Origin of the sequence: Mesomycoplasma hyorhinis ATCC 17981 (genome assembly GCF_000383515.1) — a bacterium.
Classification (GTDB): domain Bacteria; phylum Bacillota_I; class Bacilli_A; order Mycoplasmatales; family Metamycoplasmataceae; genus Mesomycoplasma; species Mesomycoplasma hyorhinis.
The window spans coordinates 90,564-107,160 of record NZ_KB911485.1 but is presented as its reverse complement, the minus strand read 5'-3'; the positions used below and the strand labels follow the sequence as shown (position 1 = coordinate 107,160).

Genomic DNA, 16,597 nt, shown 5'->3' with positions numbered 1-16,597 from the left:
AAACTCTTCAAAAAAGAAGAGTTTTTTAATTATTTGCTTTTGTCAAAATCAAAGTCGATCATAGAAAAGTCTATTGGATCACCACCTAAGGATTCTTCATAAACTGTTTTATCTAGTGGACCAATTTTAAATGGATTTTGTTCTCCAAAATGAAGCATTATAAAGAAATATTGTTTAAGGTTAAAGTTTGTTTTTTTACCATTTAAATAATCAGGCAAAATTTTCAATCAAGGAGATAAAGTTACCTTTGAATCTATAATTTTGGTTTTTGTTGAATCATATATGTGTTTAATATTTAAATCAAAAACAAAATTGTCTTCATTTGTGAATAAAACTTTATATTCTTTAAAATAAGTTACAGTATTTGTAGTAGTTGAAACTTGATCAAAATTATTATTAACAAGTTCATACAACATATTTGTGAACAAATTGTTTTTTGGTTTGTAAAATTGTGAACTAGATGTATTAGATGCTCTAATATCTTCAGTAAATTCTTCGCCTGTTTTTTGAAATAAATCCAAAGATTTTAAAGACTTAATGAAGTAAATATTGTTTATGTAATATAAAAATCAAAGTCAGTCATTTCTTATTGTTTCAAAAATATCGTTTCTTGATTTAATATAAAAAAGTGGTTTGCTTTCTTCATTATAAGCAGCTGTTTCTGTTCTTATATATGAATAATAAAAGAAGTCGTTTTTGAGTCTTTGGACTTGTTTTTGAGAATCAATTTGTTTTTCAAATTCTATATAACTATTTCTTGCATCTTCATTTGGATAAGCTAATTTTAAAATATTTTGTATCACTGAATTTTCTAGAAAAAGACTTCATGTTGCTTCTTTTTGTTGTTGTAAAGTAGGTTTTTTTTGCTCTTTTTGTATTTGTTTTAAATCAGTCGTTGTATTAAGTTGGGTTGAACAAGAAATCAACAATGATAAAGGAAAAAATGAAGAAAAAATACTTAATATTTTTTTAATTCTCATTTTTATCTCCTTTTAATTCTAGAAGCATTTGTGCCACAAAACCATATCTATGTTTATGAATAAAATCATTTTCAAAAGCATCATAAAATCTTTGGATTTGGTGATAAAGTGCTTGATGGAAAATTTCGGTTAAAATCTTAACTGATAATTTAGTTCTAGCTTTAGGAAAGTAATAAATTAATGGATTAAAAGTTACTGCAGATTTTCCATCATTTAAAACTACTTTAATGTTAATCAGTGCATTATTTTTAACTATATAAAAATCTTTATAAGTTGTTGATTGAACAGAAGCATCTCCAACATGAATACTTTCTAAATTATTATTCACAAAGTAATAATCTCCTGCATCGTCCAAAGAATTTAGTTCATCTAAAAATTTTTGAGAATGATGTACTTTTACTTTTTCTACAGTATTAAATTGTTCAGGAAAATAATATCAATTAGAAAACTTAATTTGGAATTTATCTAAATTTTGAAGAATGAATAATCAATTATCTGAATAAAATTTTTCTAGTTTGTCAAAAATATCTTTATGTTCTTTACTAAAATTTTTGATATTTTTAGGAAGTTGTTTTTGCAGTTCTTTGAGTTCTTTTAGAATTCTTTCTTCATTTTCTTTACCTTCTTGTGTTTTCAAGAAAGTTTCTCAAGCTAAGTTGTTTTGATTATAAGCAGCTTTTTTTATTACTTCATAAACATTTTGTGTTGTTTTTTCTTCAATTGTTTCATTTTTGTTTAGAACATCTTTGTTATGATTAATAAATTTATCAAAATCAGTAGTTTGTTGAATTTGTTCAGTAGTTGGATTTTGTGGTTGATTTACAACATTTCTTTTTAATTGAATTACTGAAGTTACAACATCTCGAAAAGCAAATCTTTTATAAGATCATTTTTGTTCTAAAGAGTCTAAACTTGAAAGTAATGTTAAATAATATGAATCTTTAAAAACATCATATTTAGCTTTTTCTCTTTGGGTTGCTTGTTTATTAAATTCAATTGTTTGTTGTTCTTTAATTTTTTCCAATTTTTCTTCTAAAGTTAATTTGGAATCAGGATTAAAAACGTCATCGTCGTCATCAGTGTTATTTTGATCACTTGAACTTGATTCTTCTTCATTTTCTGTAGAGTTTTGTGAATTATTAGACTTTGTGCTTGAATCAGCTTCACTAGAAATGTCAGTGTCTTGATTGTCTGAATTTGAACCATTTGGATGCTCTTTTTTTCACTTTTTATACAATTCTATTTTTTTCTTTTGCAAATCAGGTGAGTTTAAATTATCTTTATTTTTTGTAAATTCTTCTCATTCTTTACTATCAAAAAAAGCATCATCTATATCTTCATCTTTGATATCTTCTTCGTTGGAATCACTAGAATTTGTATCTTTTTTTGTTGTATCTTTTTGATTAGTTGATCCAGAATTATTATTAGAACTTGATCCAGTGCCTGAGCCGCTATCATTTCCATCGCCACCATCTGAGCCTTTGTTTGTGTTTATGTTATCTCTATCATCAAATAAAACTGGTTTATAAGTTGGATTACTTTCTGATGGGGTTAATAAAGCTTGTTCGGCTTTAATTTTTTTATTTAGATTATTTTGTTCAAAATTTTTAGATTCTTCTTCAAGTTCACTTAAAAATTGACCTAAAGAAGTAATTGGTTTATCAAATACTAAAACTTCAAAATCTAATCTTGCTAAAATAACATTATCTTTTTCAAATGTTCATAATTTAATAATTTTGTTGTTGTCATAAACTAAATAATAAACATATTCATTTGTATAATAATCAGATTTTGGGAATTGTTTAAATTTATAAAATTGAAAATTGTTACTATCAAAAGTTATAAATTTGTTTGTGGTATTATTAAAGTCTTTATCTTCATCTTTAAAAGAAATGTATTTACCTTTGTATGGATTGTAAGCAAAGTAAAATTTATCTATATTTTGAAGAATAAACACTCAATTTTTTGTAAAGTTTCTTAAAATATTATTTTTAGAAAAAACAATTGTTAACTTACTATCATAAAATCTATCATTGACAAAAACTGCGGGATTAACAAAGGAAAAAGAATATTTTAATTCTTCTAAAGTTTTGTTAGTATCTAAGTTTAATTGCTTTAAAATCAAGTCATTTTTTTCAAGAGTTCTTTGACTTTGTTTGGTTTTATAGCTTTGACTTGTTTTGAATTCATTTGCAGTTGGTTCTACTTCATAAACAGAGTCTAACAAGCGAGATAAACTAGGATTTAAGAACTGGCTTTCTGGGTTATTATTTTGAGTTTTTTCTTCATTTTTAAAGGAAACTAGATTAGGTGTAGCACAAGCTACAAATAAATGAGAAATTGCAAAAAAACTAAAAATTAACGGGAGTTTTTTGTTCATATTATTCCTTTATTTGTTCTTCTATGACTTGATTGTAGTAAAGATCATTTAGATTTTGGTTTTTTGCTCCAGTGTAGTAAATTTTTCCTTTATTTATTAAAGTAACTGAATCTACTATGTGATCAATTTCAGAAAGATTATGACTGCTTAAAAAAATAGTTTTTCCTTCTTTTTTAAGATTTTGAATGATTTGGATAAAATCAAATCTACTTGTGGGATCTAGATTAGCTAAGGGTTCATCTAAAATAATTAATTCTGGATCGTGAATTAGAGCTTGAATTAATGCAATTTTTCTTTTTTGACCTGAAGAAAAATCATATGGTTTTGCATTTGCAAGATCTTGAATATTTAATGAAGATAAAAATAAATCAATATCTTTGCTTGCTTTTTGTTTATCCAAATTTGAAAGTGTTGCTAATAAAATTAAATATTCTTTTGTTTTTAATTCTTTAGGAAATAAAGACTTTTCAGGAACATATCCTAAAAATTTTTTAGCATCAGGAGTCTTGTTAGAAAAGCCATTAATCAAAATTTCACCTTGATAGTCTCTATAAGCATCTACTATGGATTTGATAATTGTTGTTTTACCAGCACCGTTTTCACCTATAAAAGCGTGAATTTGCCCTTTGTGAACTTCAAAATTAATATCTTGAACTCCTCTATTAGAATTTTTATAAATTTTATTAAGATTTGATACTTTTAAAACTACTGTGTTCATTATTTATAATCTTTTCTACTATATAAAATATATATTCCTATTAATAAACCACTTGCAATTATGATTCATAAAACTAAAAATACTGGTTTTTGCAAAGCTTTGTTTATTGGGTGAACTTCAACAAGGTCAATAACTGGTTGGAATAAAAAGTTATCACTTGGTGTTAAATCGTAACGATAAACAATTTTTTCTTCTTTTGGACTATTAGTGGTGCTATCTGTAGGTCTTTGTACAATTTTGGATTGTGGAGTATAAGAAGCATATCCTCCTATGTTATAAATTTGATCATTTATCTTGATTTTGAAGGTTTCTGGATCATAATTTTGAAGTTCATTTTTTAATAAAGTATCTAAAATTTGGGATCTTGGATCGTTAAAAAATAAGTAATAAATTAGCGAAGTAGCTATATAAATTTTCTTTTCTGTTATTGATTGAACTTCTTCAATATTGATTTTATTTTTTAAAACTGCTGTTTTCTCATCATGGATTTGAGAATAATTAAAACTTGAACTTTCTTTTAAAAATGAAGATATTTCATTCAAAATTTCTGCTTTAGTTGCATTTGATTTTATCTTAGTGAAGAAAAGTTTAGCTGTTTTTAAAAAAGCTGGTGATTCTAAAACTTCTTTAATATATTTTCATTTTAATCTACCAACTAGAGATGAATTTATTGGTGAAGATTCTTCATCTTCTGGGAATACCACATCTGAATTACTTGCATTTTCATTTGCATAAATAATTTCTCGATTATCTAATTTTCCTTCAAATTGTGTATTGTTTTTTAAAGAACCTGGAATTAAATAAGCTTGTTTGTAAAGTTTATTATTTACAAAAACATCGTATTTTTTAAGTTCTTGTGTTGAATTTTGAATAGAATAATTATTTTCAGCTGTTTGCAAATTAGAGTAATAAATGTAGTTACTTAAAGCATTTTCATTTGTTTGTCCTAGACTTTTAATAGCATCTTCATCTTTGATATTAAAAATGTTGATAAATTGATAAGGAACTAAAATGTAAGAAAAAGCTTGTCATAGTGTTGCAGAGTTTTGTGATTTGTTTTTTGCTTCATTTAAGAAGTTAATTTGTTGTTGATCTAAGAAGAGATTGTCTACTTGTTTTGGAATTAAATAGTAGTTATCTTTATTGTTATTTAAGTAAAATTTTTCTGTTCTTAAAATTGTATTTGAATCAGTATTTGGGTATTTGAGATTAAAATATTGAGCTAATTTTTCGTTAGTTGGTGTTGAATAAAAAGCAGGAACACTACCTAAAAAAAGTAAAGGTGTAAAAACTAAAATTGGTAAACTTAAAGAAACTTTTGAACTAAATTTTAAAACTAACAATCCTGAAAGTGAACCAAAAATTAAAAAAGTAAAAAGTGGTGAAAAGAAAGCTCAAATATAAAACATATTGACTTGATCTATATATTTGATATTAATAAGAAAAAAAATGGTGAAATTTATGTAAAAAAGTAAAGATCATATGCTAGCTAAAAAAATCAAAAATAAAATTTTGGTTACAATGATATATTTTCTAGTATATGGTTTTGTAAAAGTTATAAGATCTATTCCTTGATTATTTAAATCTTTGAAAATATTTAAAAATTTATATGAACTATAAACTACTGTAAAAAGTAGATTAATAAATAAAGTTATATAAGTAAAAATTAAGAATGTCTTACTGGAAGTAGAAGTAAAAAAAGCTACAAGAGCTAAAATTAAAGTTAAAAAGGAAGATACAATTGGCAAAGCAAAAGTACTGTATTTTTTGAAAATTATTTTAAATAAAAATTTAAAATAATTATTATTTTTAAATGGTGAAGAAGAAATAGTTTTATTCATCACTCTTTCTACTAAAAATATAAATATTTTTAAAAAATGTGTCTAATTTAAATAAAAAATAATATGCTAATTATATACAAAAAAATTAAATTATTTTTTTATTGCAACAAAAATATCAAAGATAAAGAAAAAAGAAGGAACTTTTCCTTCTTTTTTTATTCTGAATCAACTTTAATGTTAGAAATTTGTATAACTAAATCATCTAAATTAATATTTGCATTTTTCTCTAATTCTTTTCTTTTTTCAATTAAAAATTCAATTTTTTTAGAGTTTTTGTTGTATATATTATCAAAAACAAAAAAACTTGTAATACTTGCTAAAAAAGCAATAATAGCGTTTAAAAAAGCTATGGCCACAAATAAACGAACTGCTGTTAAATTAGGATTTTTAGCTATAGAGTAAGCAGATAAAATTCCATTAAAAGCTGCCATTAAAATCAAAATAATGCTAGTGATAATAAAAATAGATTTTGAAATTCTGGCTTTTTTTGAAAGAAAAGAAATTTGTTCTTTTATTCTATTAATTTCACTTTCTCTACTCATGTTTTTCCTCTCTAGCTTTTAATCGACTAATGTTACCAAAATAGTCATTGACCTTTTCTAATAAAGTAAGTTCAGGATTTGGATTGTTTTTGTATTTTCCTTCTTTAGCGTGGAATAAAATTAATTCTAATCCTAAAAAATTGTTGAGTTCTTTGTTTCTAATTCATTTATTTTTGACTAAAAACAGAGCAATTAATCCATTTACAATACTTAAAATAATGTTGATTCATAAAGTAAAAATAGGTCATTGGTCAACAACAACTGGTTTATCTCCACTAGTATCTGTAATTTGAAAAATAGTAGCAAAGGGCTTAAATTCTTCAAGTCGAGAAGAAGCTAGTTTAAACACACCCATAATAGCTGCAAAAAATGCAAAAAAGATCGCAAATAAAGAACAACTTCAAAAAATGATTTGGTAAATTTTGGCTTTTTTTGAAGTTTTGGAATAAAGATAATTTGCAAATTCCAAACCACTACTTGTTAGCTTAACTGATTTTAACATTACTTTTTCACTCCTAAAATTGCTTTTTTCAGCAACTTAAGTTTAGAAACATCTTTTTTTGCTAAATAAAAATCATTAATTTCTTTAAAATCTAGTTCAAAAGTTTCGTATGAATAATTAGGATCTGATTCAATTTTTAAGTAAATATAATTTAGCTCGCGCTGTGCTTTTTTGAAATCATGATACTTCATTATTTCTTTATAAACACCTAAAAAAATGTTTAAAATGAAGGTTAAAACTATAAATGTTGCTAAAACAATGGTAAGACCTAGTTCTTGAAAAAAAGGTTTTCTTGTAGCAACAGGGATCTTATTGTATCTGAGTATTTCTAAATAAATAACAACTGCAGCTAGAATTACAATGGATAAACTTGCAACTAAAGAAATATATTTAATTAATCTTGAGAATTGAAAAGCAAGAATTTTGTTTCTTGTTAATCTAGCTAATTTTTTATCTATGTAGTCTAATAGCTGTTGTTTTATAAGGTTCATAGTTATAGTATTTTACCACATTTGTGTATTGAAAAAACCTAAAGAAGAAGCAAAAAGAAGCTTTTTCTTTAGGTTTTTTAATAAAATATTTTTTTGTAAATTTATTAAAAATAACTTTAATTAATCAATTTCGTGTAAACAACCTTGTTTGAAATTGAAGAAATTATCAAATCTTTCTCAATTGTCTTTAAAAGTGGTTTTGAAATTATGTAATCTAATTTTTTTGTCTTCAAATTCAAAGCTTTTGATAAAAATAGTGATTATTCAAATTATTCAAAAGGCTAAAAAGAAAATAATGCTAAGACTAAAGAGTTGATATGGTCATTGTGAAATAACTCCTAGTACTGCTAAACCTTTTTTTCCAAAGTAGAATCAGTTTGCATTGTAAGCAATTTGATATTTTATGTTGTGAGTAGATTCACTAACTGCGCTAAAGGTTCAATTAAGTGTAAACATTAAAATTACACAAACAAAGATAATAAATGCAGATTGTAATACTACTTTGCTTGTAATTCTAAATTTATTAGATTGCATCATTTGTAGTAAAAATGGAAAAATTAAAACGATTAAGTGTGTAATTAAATATTCTCAAAATAAATAAGAATCATAACCTCAATCTATCCCTTGACGTGATCAAGTTATTGTTGAGCCTTTGTTATATGCTAGATCATCTAAAATAGTATCGTTAGTTCTTGAAATATCAGCAAATAATAGAGCTAAAAATGCACCTAAAAATGAAGGAATAACAAAAAAGCGAATATACTCAATTTTATTAAAGAATAAAACCACAACTACAACCACCATCATCAACCTACACAAATGCAGCGGTAAGTATTCTCATTTGTAAATATAATCATAACTTTCTAAAACTACAACTCTACTTACTCAAGAAAATAAGAAAATCGCAATTGCTACAAATTTAAATAAATATTTAATTATGATTGGGTGATCATTGTAAAAATTTCTAATTTTAAATCTTAAAATATAAATTAAAAATAAAACCAAAAATGCAATTGCTACTATTAGAAAAAATACAACCTTACTATCTGCAAAATCAATTTGATTTCCTCTTCAATTAAAAGCATTTGTATTCATAATTTCCTTCTTTTTTTGTTTTATTATAAAACAAATTTAATTTTTATTAACAACAATTTGTTTTCTATACTTCAACAATAAAAAAAGGACAATTTCTTGCCCTTAAGATAGTTCTCTGAAAACTGAATAGCAATAATATTTAGTATTAAAATATCTTAAGAATACTAACATTTTAAATTTTTGAATATATTAGTATTGGTCAGCTGAATGTATTACTACACTTACACTTCCAACCTATCAACCTCGTAGTCTACAAGGAATTTCATAAGGAATACTCATCTTTGAGGAAGCTTCCCGCTTAGATGCTTTCAGCGGTTATCTTTTCCGTACTTAGCTACCCAGCTGTGCCTTTGGCAAGACAACTGGAACACCAGCGGTACGTCCACTCCGGTCCTCTCGTACTAAGAGCAGCTCTCATCAATATTCCAACGCCCACATCAGATAGGGACCGAACTGTCTCACGACGTTCTGAACCCAGCTCACGTACCGCTTTAATTGGCGAACAGCCAAACCCTTGGAACCGACTCCAGCTCCAGGATGCGATGAGCCGACATCGAGGTGCCAAACCTTCCCGTCGATGTGATCTCTTGGGGAAGATTAGCCTGTTATCCCCGGGGTAGCTTTTATCCGTTGAGCGACGGCCATTCCACAATGTACCGCCGGATCACTAAGTCCTGCTTTCGCACCTGCTCGACTTGTAAGTCTTGCAGTCAACCACACTTTTACCTTTGTGCTCTGCATATGGTTTCTGACCATATTGAGTGTAGCTTTGAACGCCTCCGTTACTCTTTAGGAGGCGACCGCCCCAGTCAAACTACCCACCACGCACTGTCTCCTTCCCAGATAAGGGGAACGGGTTAGAAAATCAATTTAGCAAGGGTGGTATTTCAAGGTTGACTCCACTAGAACTAGCGTCCCAGCTTCAAAGTCTCCCACCTATCCTACACATGCTAAACCAATTTTCAATACGAAGTTATAGTAAAGCTCCACGGGGTCTTTTCGTCTTGATGCGGGTAACCAGCGTTTTCACTGGTACCATAATTTCACCGAGTCCAATGTTGAGACAGTAGGGAGATCATTGCGCCTTTCGTGCAGGTCAATAATTAGTTGACAAGGAATTTCGCTACCTTAGGACCGTTATAGTTACGGCCGCCGTTCACCCGGACTTCACTTTAATGCTTTGCGTAAGCTAACATCTCCGTTTAACCTTCGGGCACTGGGCAGGCTTCACCCTCTATACGTCGTTTTACAACTTAGCAGAGAGCTGTGTTTTTGATAAACAGTTGCCCCCCCTATTTTCTGTGGCCTATTAAAAATAGGCGCCCCTTCTCGCGAACTTACGGGGTTATTTTGCAGAGTTCCTTAACATTGGTTTTCTCGCTCGCCTTAGAATACTCATCTTGGGAACGTGTGTTCGTTCTCGGTACAGGTTGATAAAAAATTAACACTAGAAGCTTTTCTTGGAAACATGAAATCATTCAATTCGTTACTCGACCGAAGTCTTCACTATGCATCACAACTCAAGATTATGCTATACGGATTTGCCTATATAACTCTCTTGTTGCTTACCCCACAATCCAGTAAGTGGTAGAACTATCCTTTTTCGTCACTCCATCATTCTTTTACCAAGTACAGGAATATTAACCTGTTGTCCATCGACTATGCATTTCTGCCTCATCTTAGGCCCTGACTAACCCTGGGTGGACGAACCTTGCCCAGGAAACCTTTCCCAATAGGCGTCGAAGATTCTCACTTCGAATCGTTACTCATGCCGGCATTCTCACTTTTAATCTCTCCACCAGTCCTCACGGTCTGACTTCAACGAAATTAAAACGCTCTCCTAACGCACATAATGTGCCCGTAGCTTCGGTATTGTGTTTGAGTCCCGTTACATTATTGGCGCAAGATCTCTTGACTAGTGAGCAATTACGCACTCTTTAAAAGGTGGCTGCTTCTAAGCCAACTTCCTAGTTGTTTATGAAATCTCACAACCTTTCTCACTTAACACAATTTTGGGACCTTAGCTGACGATCTGGGTTGTTTCCCTCGCGAGCGTGGACGTTATCACCCACGTTCCGACTGCATAGCTTAATTTTAATGGTATTCGGAGTTTGATTATAGTCAGTACAGCTAGATGCCGCCATTCCACATTCAGTGCTCTACCCCCATTAAACAATACTATACGCTAGCCCTAAAGCTATTTCGAAGAGAACCAGCTATCTCCAGGTTCGATTGGAATTTCACCGCTATCCACAAGTCATCCGGGCACTTTTTAGCGTACTACGGTTCGGTCCTCCACTTAGTTTTACCTAAGCTTCAACCTGCTCATGGATAGATCACCTGGTTTCGGGTATATGCCAATATACTAAAGTCGCCCTATTCAGACTCGGTTTCCCTACGGCTCCGCTTTTTTCTGCTTAACCTTGCATATTAACATAACTCGCCGGCCCATACTGCAAGATGTACGCCATCACACTTTAACGTGCTCTGACTACTTGTAAGTAAATGGTTTCAGAATCTATTTCACTCCCCTCTCGGGGTTCTTTTCACCTTTCCCTCACGGTACTAGTTCACTATCGGTGTCTGATTAGTATTTAGCCTTACCGGGTGGTCCCGGCAGATTCAGACAGGGTTTCACGTGCCCCGCCCTACTCAGGATACATCTATGAGATTTTATGATTTCGTATACAGGAATATCACCTTCTATGTTGAAGCTTTCCAACTTCTTCTACTATCATAAAATTTTGTAACTCAATGTAAGATGTCCTACAACCCCTTTTTACAGGTTTGGGCTCTTTCGCTTTCGCTCGCCACTACTGACGAAATCATTATTTATTTTCTTTTCCTGTTGCTACTAAGATGTTTCAATTCGCAACGTGTCTCGCTAATTTGACTATGGATTCATCAAAATGCAACTGAGGTTTGCTCAGTTAGGTTACCCCATTCGGAAATCTCCGTATCATAGTTTATTTCCAACTCCACGAAGCTTATCGCAGGTAATCGCGTCCTTCATCGACTTTCAGACCCAAGGCATCCACCAAATACTCTTACTTAATTTAAAAGTTAATACAACTTTAATATTGCCTATTATTGCTAAAGATAAATATCTTAAGGTATTTTAATATTGGTAATCTATTTTAGAAATTTAATTTAAAAATTAAACTCGGTTATAAAAAAGATCGTTGAAATAATAAATATGAAGTTAATCATATTGTTATTTGCTATTCAGTTTTCAAAGAACTATAATTGAGAACTTAAAGCTCTCAAAACTAGACACGAATCGATTATGTAATAAGTCAATTAAGACTAATGTACTCCGTAGAAAGGAGGTGTTCCATCCCCACGTTCTCGTAGGGATACCTTGTTACGACTTCACCCCTGTCATCAGTCCTGCCTTAGGCAATGGTCTCCGAAGTTAACTCACCGACTTTGGGCATTACCAACTCCCATGGTGTGACGGGCGGTGTGTACAAAACCCGAGAACGTATTCACCGTAGCGTAGCTGATCTACGATTACTAGCGATTCCGACTTCATGAAGTCGAGTTGCAGACTTCAATCCGAACTGAGATCGGTTTTTTGAGATTTGCTCCATGTCACCATATTGCTTCTCTTTGTACCGACCATTGTAGCACGTGTGTTGCCCCACTCGTAAGAGGCATGATGATTTGACGTCGTCCCCACCTTCCTCCTGGTTACCCAGGCAGTATCTCTAGAGTCCTTAACTTAATATTAGTAACTAAAGAAAAGGGTTGCGCTCGTTGCAGGACTTAACCTAACATCTCACGACACGAGCTGACGACAACCATGCACCATCTGTCATTCTGTTAACCTCCACTATATCTCTATAGCTTTGCAGAAGATGTCAAGAGTGGGTAAGGTTCTACGCGTATCTTCAAATTAAACCACATGCTCCACCGCTTGTGCGGGTTCCCGTCAATTCCTTTAAGTTTCACTCTTGCGAGCATACTACTCAGGCGGATCATTTAACGCGTTAGCTGCGTTAGTGAAATTATTCCACCAACTAATGATCATCGTTTACGGCGTGGACTACCAGGGTATCTAATCCTGTTTGCTCCCCACGCTTTCGTCCCTTAGTGTCAATATATAACCAGTTAGCTGCCTTCGCCTATTGGTGTTCTTCCTAATATCTACGCATTCCACCGCTTCACTAGGAATTCCGCTAACCTCTTTATAATTCTATTTTGCCAGTATCCAAAGCGGACTGAAGTTGAGCTTCAGCATTTAACTCCAGACTTAGCAAAAAACCTACGGACGCTTTACGCCCAATAATTCCGGATAACGCTTGCGACCTATGTATTACCGCGGCTGCTGGCACATAGTTTGCCGTCGCTTTCTAATAAGGTACCGTCAAGATAAAATCATTTCCTATTCTATTTTTTCTTCCCTTATAACAGCAGTTTACATTCCGAAGAACTTCATCCTGCACGCTGTGTCGCTCCATCAAGCTTTCGCTCATTGTGGAAAATTCCTTACTGCTGCCTCCCGTAGGAGTCTGGGCCGTATCTCAGTCCCAGTGTGGCCGTACAGCCTCTCGGCCCGGCTAAACATCATCGTCTTGGTAGGCCATTACCCTACCAACTAACTAATGTTCCGCACCCCCATTTTTAAGTGAAGCTGTGAAGCTCCTTTCTATTACTCATCATGCGATAAATAACTATATCCGGTATTAGCTATTGTTTCCAATAGTTATCCCAGTCTTAAAGGTAGGTTAGGTACGTGTTACTCACCCATTCGCTACTGAATGTATTGCTACATCCCGTTCAACATGCATGTATTAGGCACACAGCGAGCGTTCATCCTGAGCTAGGATCAAACTCTCAAAAAATTGCGTGTTTAATAAATTGGTTTTGTTTTAATTTTAGATTCGTATCTAGTTTTGAAAGATCTAAGTTTCGTTTCTCTTGCTTCGGTTTTAACGAGCAACTATAAGTATACACTAAAAAAAATTATTTCAAAATATTTTTTTTTTTTTTTTTAGTTCAACTTTTGGAAAAATCCTACAGTTTTTTATATTTTTTCCTCTGTAAAAAGTAGGTAAACAATATTTTAACTAAAAAATAAAAATCTCCAAATATTTTTTTCATTTTTTTTAATTGTGTTTTTTCTTTATATTTATAATATAGAAAAACGATAAAAATTAGAAAAAAAGTTTAAAATTTACTCTACTTTACAAATTGAAAGGAAAAAATGCAAATTCCTTCTTGGCTAAGAATACTTTTAATTGCTTCAATTTTTGTTTCATTAGCTATTGGTGCTGCTGCTTTAGTTTGATCTCAAAAGAAAAAAAATAAAATAGTTAAACAAGTAATGGAAGAAAATAGAAAAAACATAAACAAGAGTTTAGTCATCCCTGAAGCTAAAATCGAAGCTGATTATATTGATAAATTGTTTAATGTCAACAACAATTGAGTCATTGAAGAATTAGAATTTATCATTAATACAATTTCGTTAAATAAATTAAATAATAATGTTTTTTTTGAAAAAGCTGGTGTTTGTTTTTTTCTTTCTTCAATTATTAATAAAACTAATAACTTCATTTTTAAAAACCACATCGATAATCAGGATTTTAAAAAACAAGAACAACTTTTGGAATTTCAAACCCCAGAAACTGCTTTTGTTGAAAAAATTGGTCAAGAAAAAGATTTTTACTTAATCGATGGTATTGAAGATAAAGAAATAGTTGAAACATTCGATTTGTGTTTTAAATATTTGAAAAAAGATGGATTAATGATTGTTAGAAATATTAGCAAAAAATCACAAACTAAATTAATCAAAATCTTAAAATCTGCTTTTATTAAGTATGAGGTGGATTTAAATTTTTATTCTTTAATAATTAAAAAATAGTAAAATTGTAATTTGCAAAAAAATACACAATTATTTAAAGAGAAAGGACTAATATGAATCTAAAAGATAAAAAAGAAGAAATTTTTTTAACCAAAGAGAGTTTAGAATCCTATAAAAAAGAACTAAACCAACTCATTAATGTTGAAAGAAACAAAGTAATTGATGAAATTAAATCTGCTAGAGAACAAGGTGATCTTTCAGAAAACGCTGAATATGATGCAGCTAGAGAAAAACAAGGAATTATTGAGGCTAGAATTTTAGAAATTGAATCTATTTTATCCAAAGCAAAACTTATTGAAAATACAGGATTAAAATCAGATGAAATTACTATAGGTTCAAAAGTTTCTATCCTTAATTTAAAGACCCAAACAAGTCATAATGTACAAATTGTTGGTTCTTTAGATGCTAATCCTTTTCAAAATAAAATCTCTAACCTTTCTCCTTTAGCTTCAGCTTTAATTGGAAGAAAAGCAGGCGAAGAAGTTGAGATTGATGTTTCAGAAAAATACTCAGTACAAATTTTAAGCATCAACAATGACTTTAGTTAACAATGAGTTTTTTACGTAGTATAAGAGCTTTTTTTCCTACAGATAAACATCAATTAATTCAGTTATCAAAAGTTACAATTCCTATTGTTTTAGCTTCATTTTTAATTTCAATAAACAATTTTGTTGACAACTTTATGGTTACTGGAGTTAAAAATGGAATTACAGCACTTGGACTTGCTAATGCTTGAACAGGAATAAGTTTTTCTTTTATTTTAGGAGTTAACTTTGTTTCTGCTATTTTATTTGGTCAATATTTTGGTAGTAGAAACGTAGAAAAATGTAGAGAAATCAACAATTTACGATATATTTTAACGATTAGTTTTGTACTATTTTTTTGTATTGCAGCTTGGTCAAATCCCGTAGCAATGATTAAGGTTGTCTCTGGTAATCAGTCAGCTGATAATAATCCCAATTATCAAGATACACTTAACCAGGCTTCTTTATATTTAAGAGTTATTGCTATATCTTGATTAATTATTTCTTTTAACTTTTCAACTAACTTAATTTTAAGAGAAATGAAACAACTAAAAAGTGCTCTGTTTTTCACATTTTTATCTTTAGTAATCAACATTACTTTTAACTTAATTTTAATTCCTAAATTAGGATCAGTTGGTTCTGCAATCGCTACTGTTATAGCAAGAGCAGTTGTTTTTATCACTGTATATGTCTTCATTTTCTTCAAAAATAGAGACTTTATTTTTATCCCTTGAAAAGCTTTTGTGATTTCAAAAATTATTTGAGTTCAGTTTTCAAAAAGAATAACTGGAGCTCTACTCACAACAGGAGGGACAATTGCAACTTCTGTTCGTATTTTCATCTGACCGCAAGGCTTTCCACAAGGTTCTATTGGAGTTGGTGAATGAAAAGCAGCTTGAGGCATTGGAGTTATTACAATATTAGGGATAACAAACACAATTATCCAAGCTCTAACTTCTTCATTTTCTTCAATTCAAGCAAATATTTCTATCTTTGTAAGTAGATTATTAGGTCAAAATAAAATTGATGAAGCAACAAGAAATGCCAAGGTTTTAAAAGGGTATTTATTTTTATTTGCCGTCATTTTATCTGCTTTATTAGCTATTTATAATATTTCTATTTTACATATTGATTCCTTTGCCCGTGGAATAGAACACGGAATCCAAGAAACACTACAACCTGATGTTACAAAAGATCAGGTTGTTGGTGAATGAGCTCAAAAATTTGCAAAAGCTTATCCTGATGCAACTCAATTAAAAAATAAACTAATTAATCAACAATTTTTAGCTGCAAATTTCTTCAAACACCAAGTCTTTTACAGTGGATGAGTAATTATTGTATTTAATCCAATGTGAATGTGAATGCTAACTTCAATTAGAATAATTCCAGCAGGTGGAAAATCTAATATTTCTTCAACTTGAGAATTTGCTTTTGGTGTAATGCAAACTATTTGATTAGTTATTGTTGTATTTTTAATTACTCCTAACATCAACATAAGTCCAGAAGCTAACTTCCCAATTTCCTTCTTAATTTTCTACTTGTCTGATGTAGTAAAATTCGCAGTTTATGAGATTTTATATAATAAAATAGACTGAGCTAAAAACATTACTAAAACAGCTTAAAAACACTAAAAAATCTTGAAAAATGAAACAAAAAGA

Annotated in this window: 11 protein-coding genes and 2 rRNA genes; 3 read left to right on the top strand and 10 right to left on the bottom strand. The window is 30.3% G+C overall.

Features of this window, described 5'->3' with window-relative positions; translation table 4 throughout:
* Window positions 1-29: 29 nt before the first annotated feature.
* The 10 genes from F801_RS0100485 to F801_RS0100440 form a co-directional block, all read right to left on the bottom strand.
* Window positions 30-980, bottom strand: a complete 951-nt coding sequence (locus F801_RS0100485; RefSeq protein ID WP_013301861.1) for an aromatic motif membrane protein — start codon at window positions 978-980, stop codon at window positions 30-32.
* Complete coding sequence (locus F801_RS0100480) at window positions 970-3,360, bottom strand: aromatic motif membrane protein (protein WP_014582657.1); 2,391 nt, start codon at window positions 3,358-3,360, stop codon at window positions 970-972. The genes F801_RS0100485 and F801_RS0100480 overlap by 11 nt, the downstream gene beginning before the upstream one ends.
* Before the next feature lies 1 nt (window position 3,361).
* Window positions 3,362-4,078 (bottom strand): ABC transporter ATP-binding protein, encoded by a 717-nt coding sequence (locus tag F801_RS0100475; protein ID WP_013301859.1) that lies wholly within the window; start codon window positions 4,076-4,078, stop codon window positions 3,362-3,364.
* Window positions 4,078-5,919: an ABC transporter permease gene (locus F801_RS0100470; protein ID WP_020104473.1), complete on the bottom strand. Its 1,842-nt coding sequence runs from the start codon at window positions 5,917-5,919 to the stop codon at window positions 4,078-4,080. The genes F801_RS0100475 and F801_RS0100470 overlap by 1 nt, the downstream gene beginning before the upstream one ends.
* 155 nt (window positions 5,920-6,074) lie before the next feature.
* Window positions 6,075-6,461: a DUF4231 domain-containing protein gene (locus F801_RS0100465; RefSeq protein WP_013301857.1), complete on the bottom strand. Its 387-nt coding sequence runs from the start codon at window positions 6,459-6,461 to the stop codon at window positions 6,075-6,077.
* Window positions 6,454-6,963: a DUF4231 domain-containing protein gene (locus F801_RS0100460; protein ID WP_013301856.1), complete on the bottom strand. Its 510-nt coding sequence runs from the start codon at window positions 6,961-6,963 to the stop codon at window positions 6,454-6,456. The genes F801_RS0100465 and F801_RS0100460 overlap by 8 nt, the downstream gene beginning before the upstream one ends.
* Window positions 6,963-7,454, bottom strand: coding sequence for a hypothetical protein (locus F801_RS0100455; protein ID WP_013301855.1), 492 nt, complete (start codon window positions 7,452-7,454; stop codon window positions 6,963-6,965). Before F801_RS0100455 ends, F801_RS0100460 begins: the two co-directional genes overlap by 1 nt.
* A 120-nt stretch (window positions 7,455-7,574) precedes the next feature.
* Window positions 7,575-8,549 carry a YwaF family protein gene (locus tag F801_RS0100450; RefSeq protein ID WP_014335323.1) on the bottom strand — a complete coding sequence of 325 codons (975 nt, stop codon included), beginning with the start codon at window positions 8,547-8,549 and terminating at the stop codon, window positions 7,575-7,577.
* A gap of 169 nt (window positions 8,550-8,718) precedes the next feature.
* Window positions 8,719-11,610 (bottom strand): 23S ribosomal RNA (locus tag F801_RS0100445).
* 261 nt (window positions 11,611-11,871) lie between these two features.
* A 16S ribosomal RNA gene (locus F801_RS0100440) occupies window positions 11,872-13,396 on the bottom strand.
* Together the 16S and 23S rRNA genes form the textbook arrangement of a ribosomal RNA operon.
* Before the next feature lie 362 nt (window positions 13,397-13,758).
* Between F801_RS0100440 and F801_RS0100435 the strand changes: the two genes are divergently transcribed.
* From F801_RS0100435 to F801_RS0100425, 3 genes are read left to right on the top strand one after another with little or no spacing between them, the layout of a single operon-like run.
* Window positions 13,759-14,415 (top strand): BC85_0335 family putative methyltransferase, encoded by a 657-nt coding sequence (locus F801_RS0100435; protein ID WP_013301853.1) that lies wholly within the window; start codon window positions 13,759-13,761, stop codon window positions 14,413-14,415.
* 53 nt (window positions 14,416-14,468) lie between these two features.
* Window positions 14,469-14,963 (top strand): transcription elongation factor GreA, encoded by a 495-nt coding sequence (gene greA, locus F801_RS0100430; protein ID WP_013302494.1) that lies wholly within the window; start codon window positions 14,469-14,471, stop codon window positions 14,961-14,963.
* Window positions 14,964-14,965: 2 nt separating this feature from the next.
* Window positions 14,966-16,561: an MATE family efflux transporter gene (locus tag F801_RS0100425; RefSeq protein WP_020104472.1), complete on the top strand. Its 1,596-nt coding sequence runs from the start codon at window positions 14,966-14,968 to the stop codon at window positions 16,559-16,561.
* Window positions 16,562-16,597: the final 36 nt, after the last annotated feature.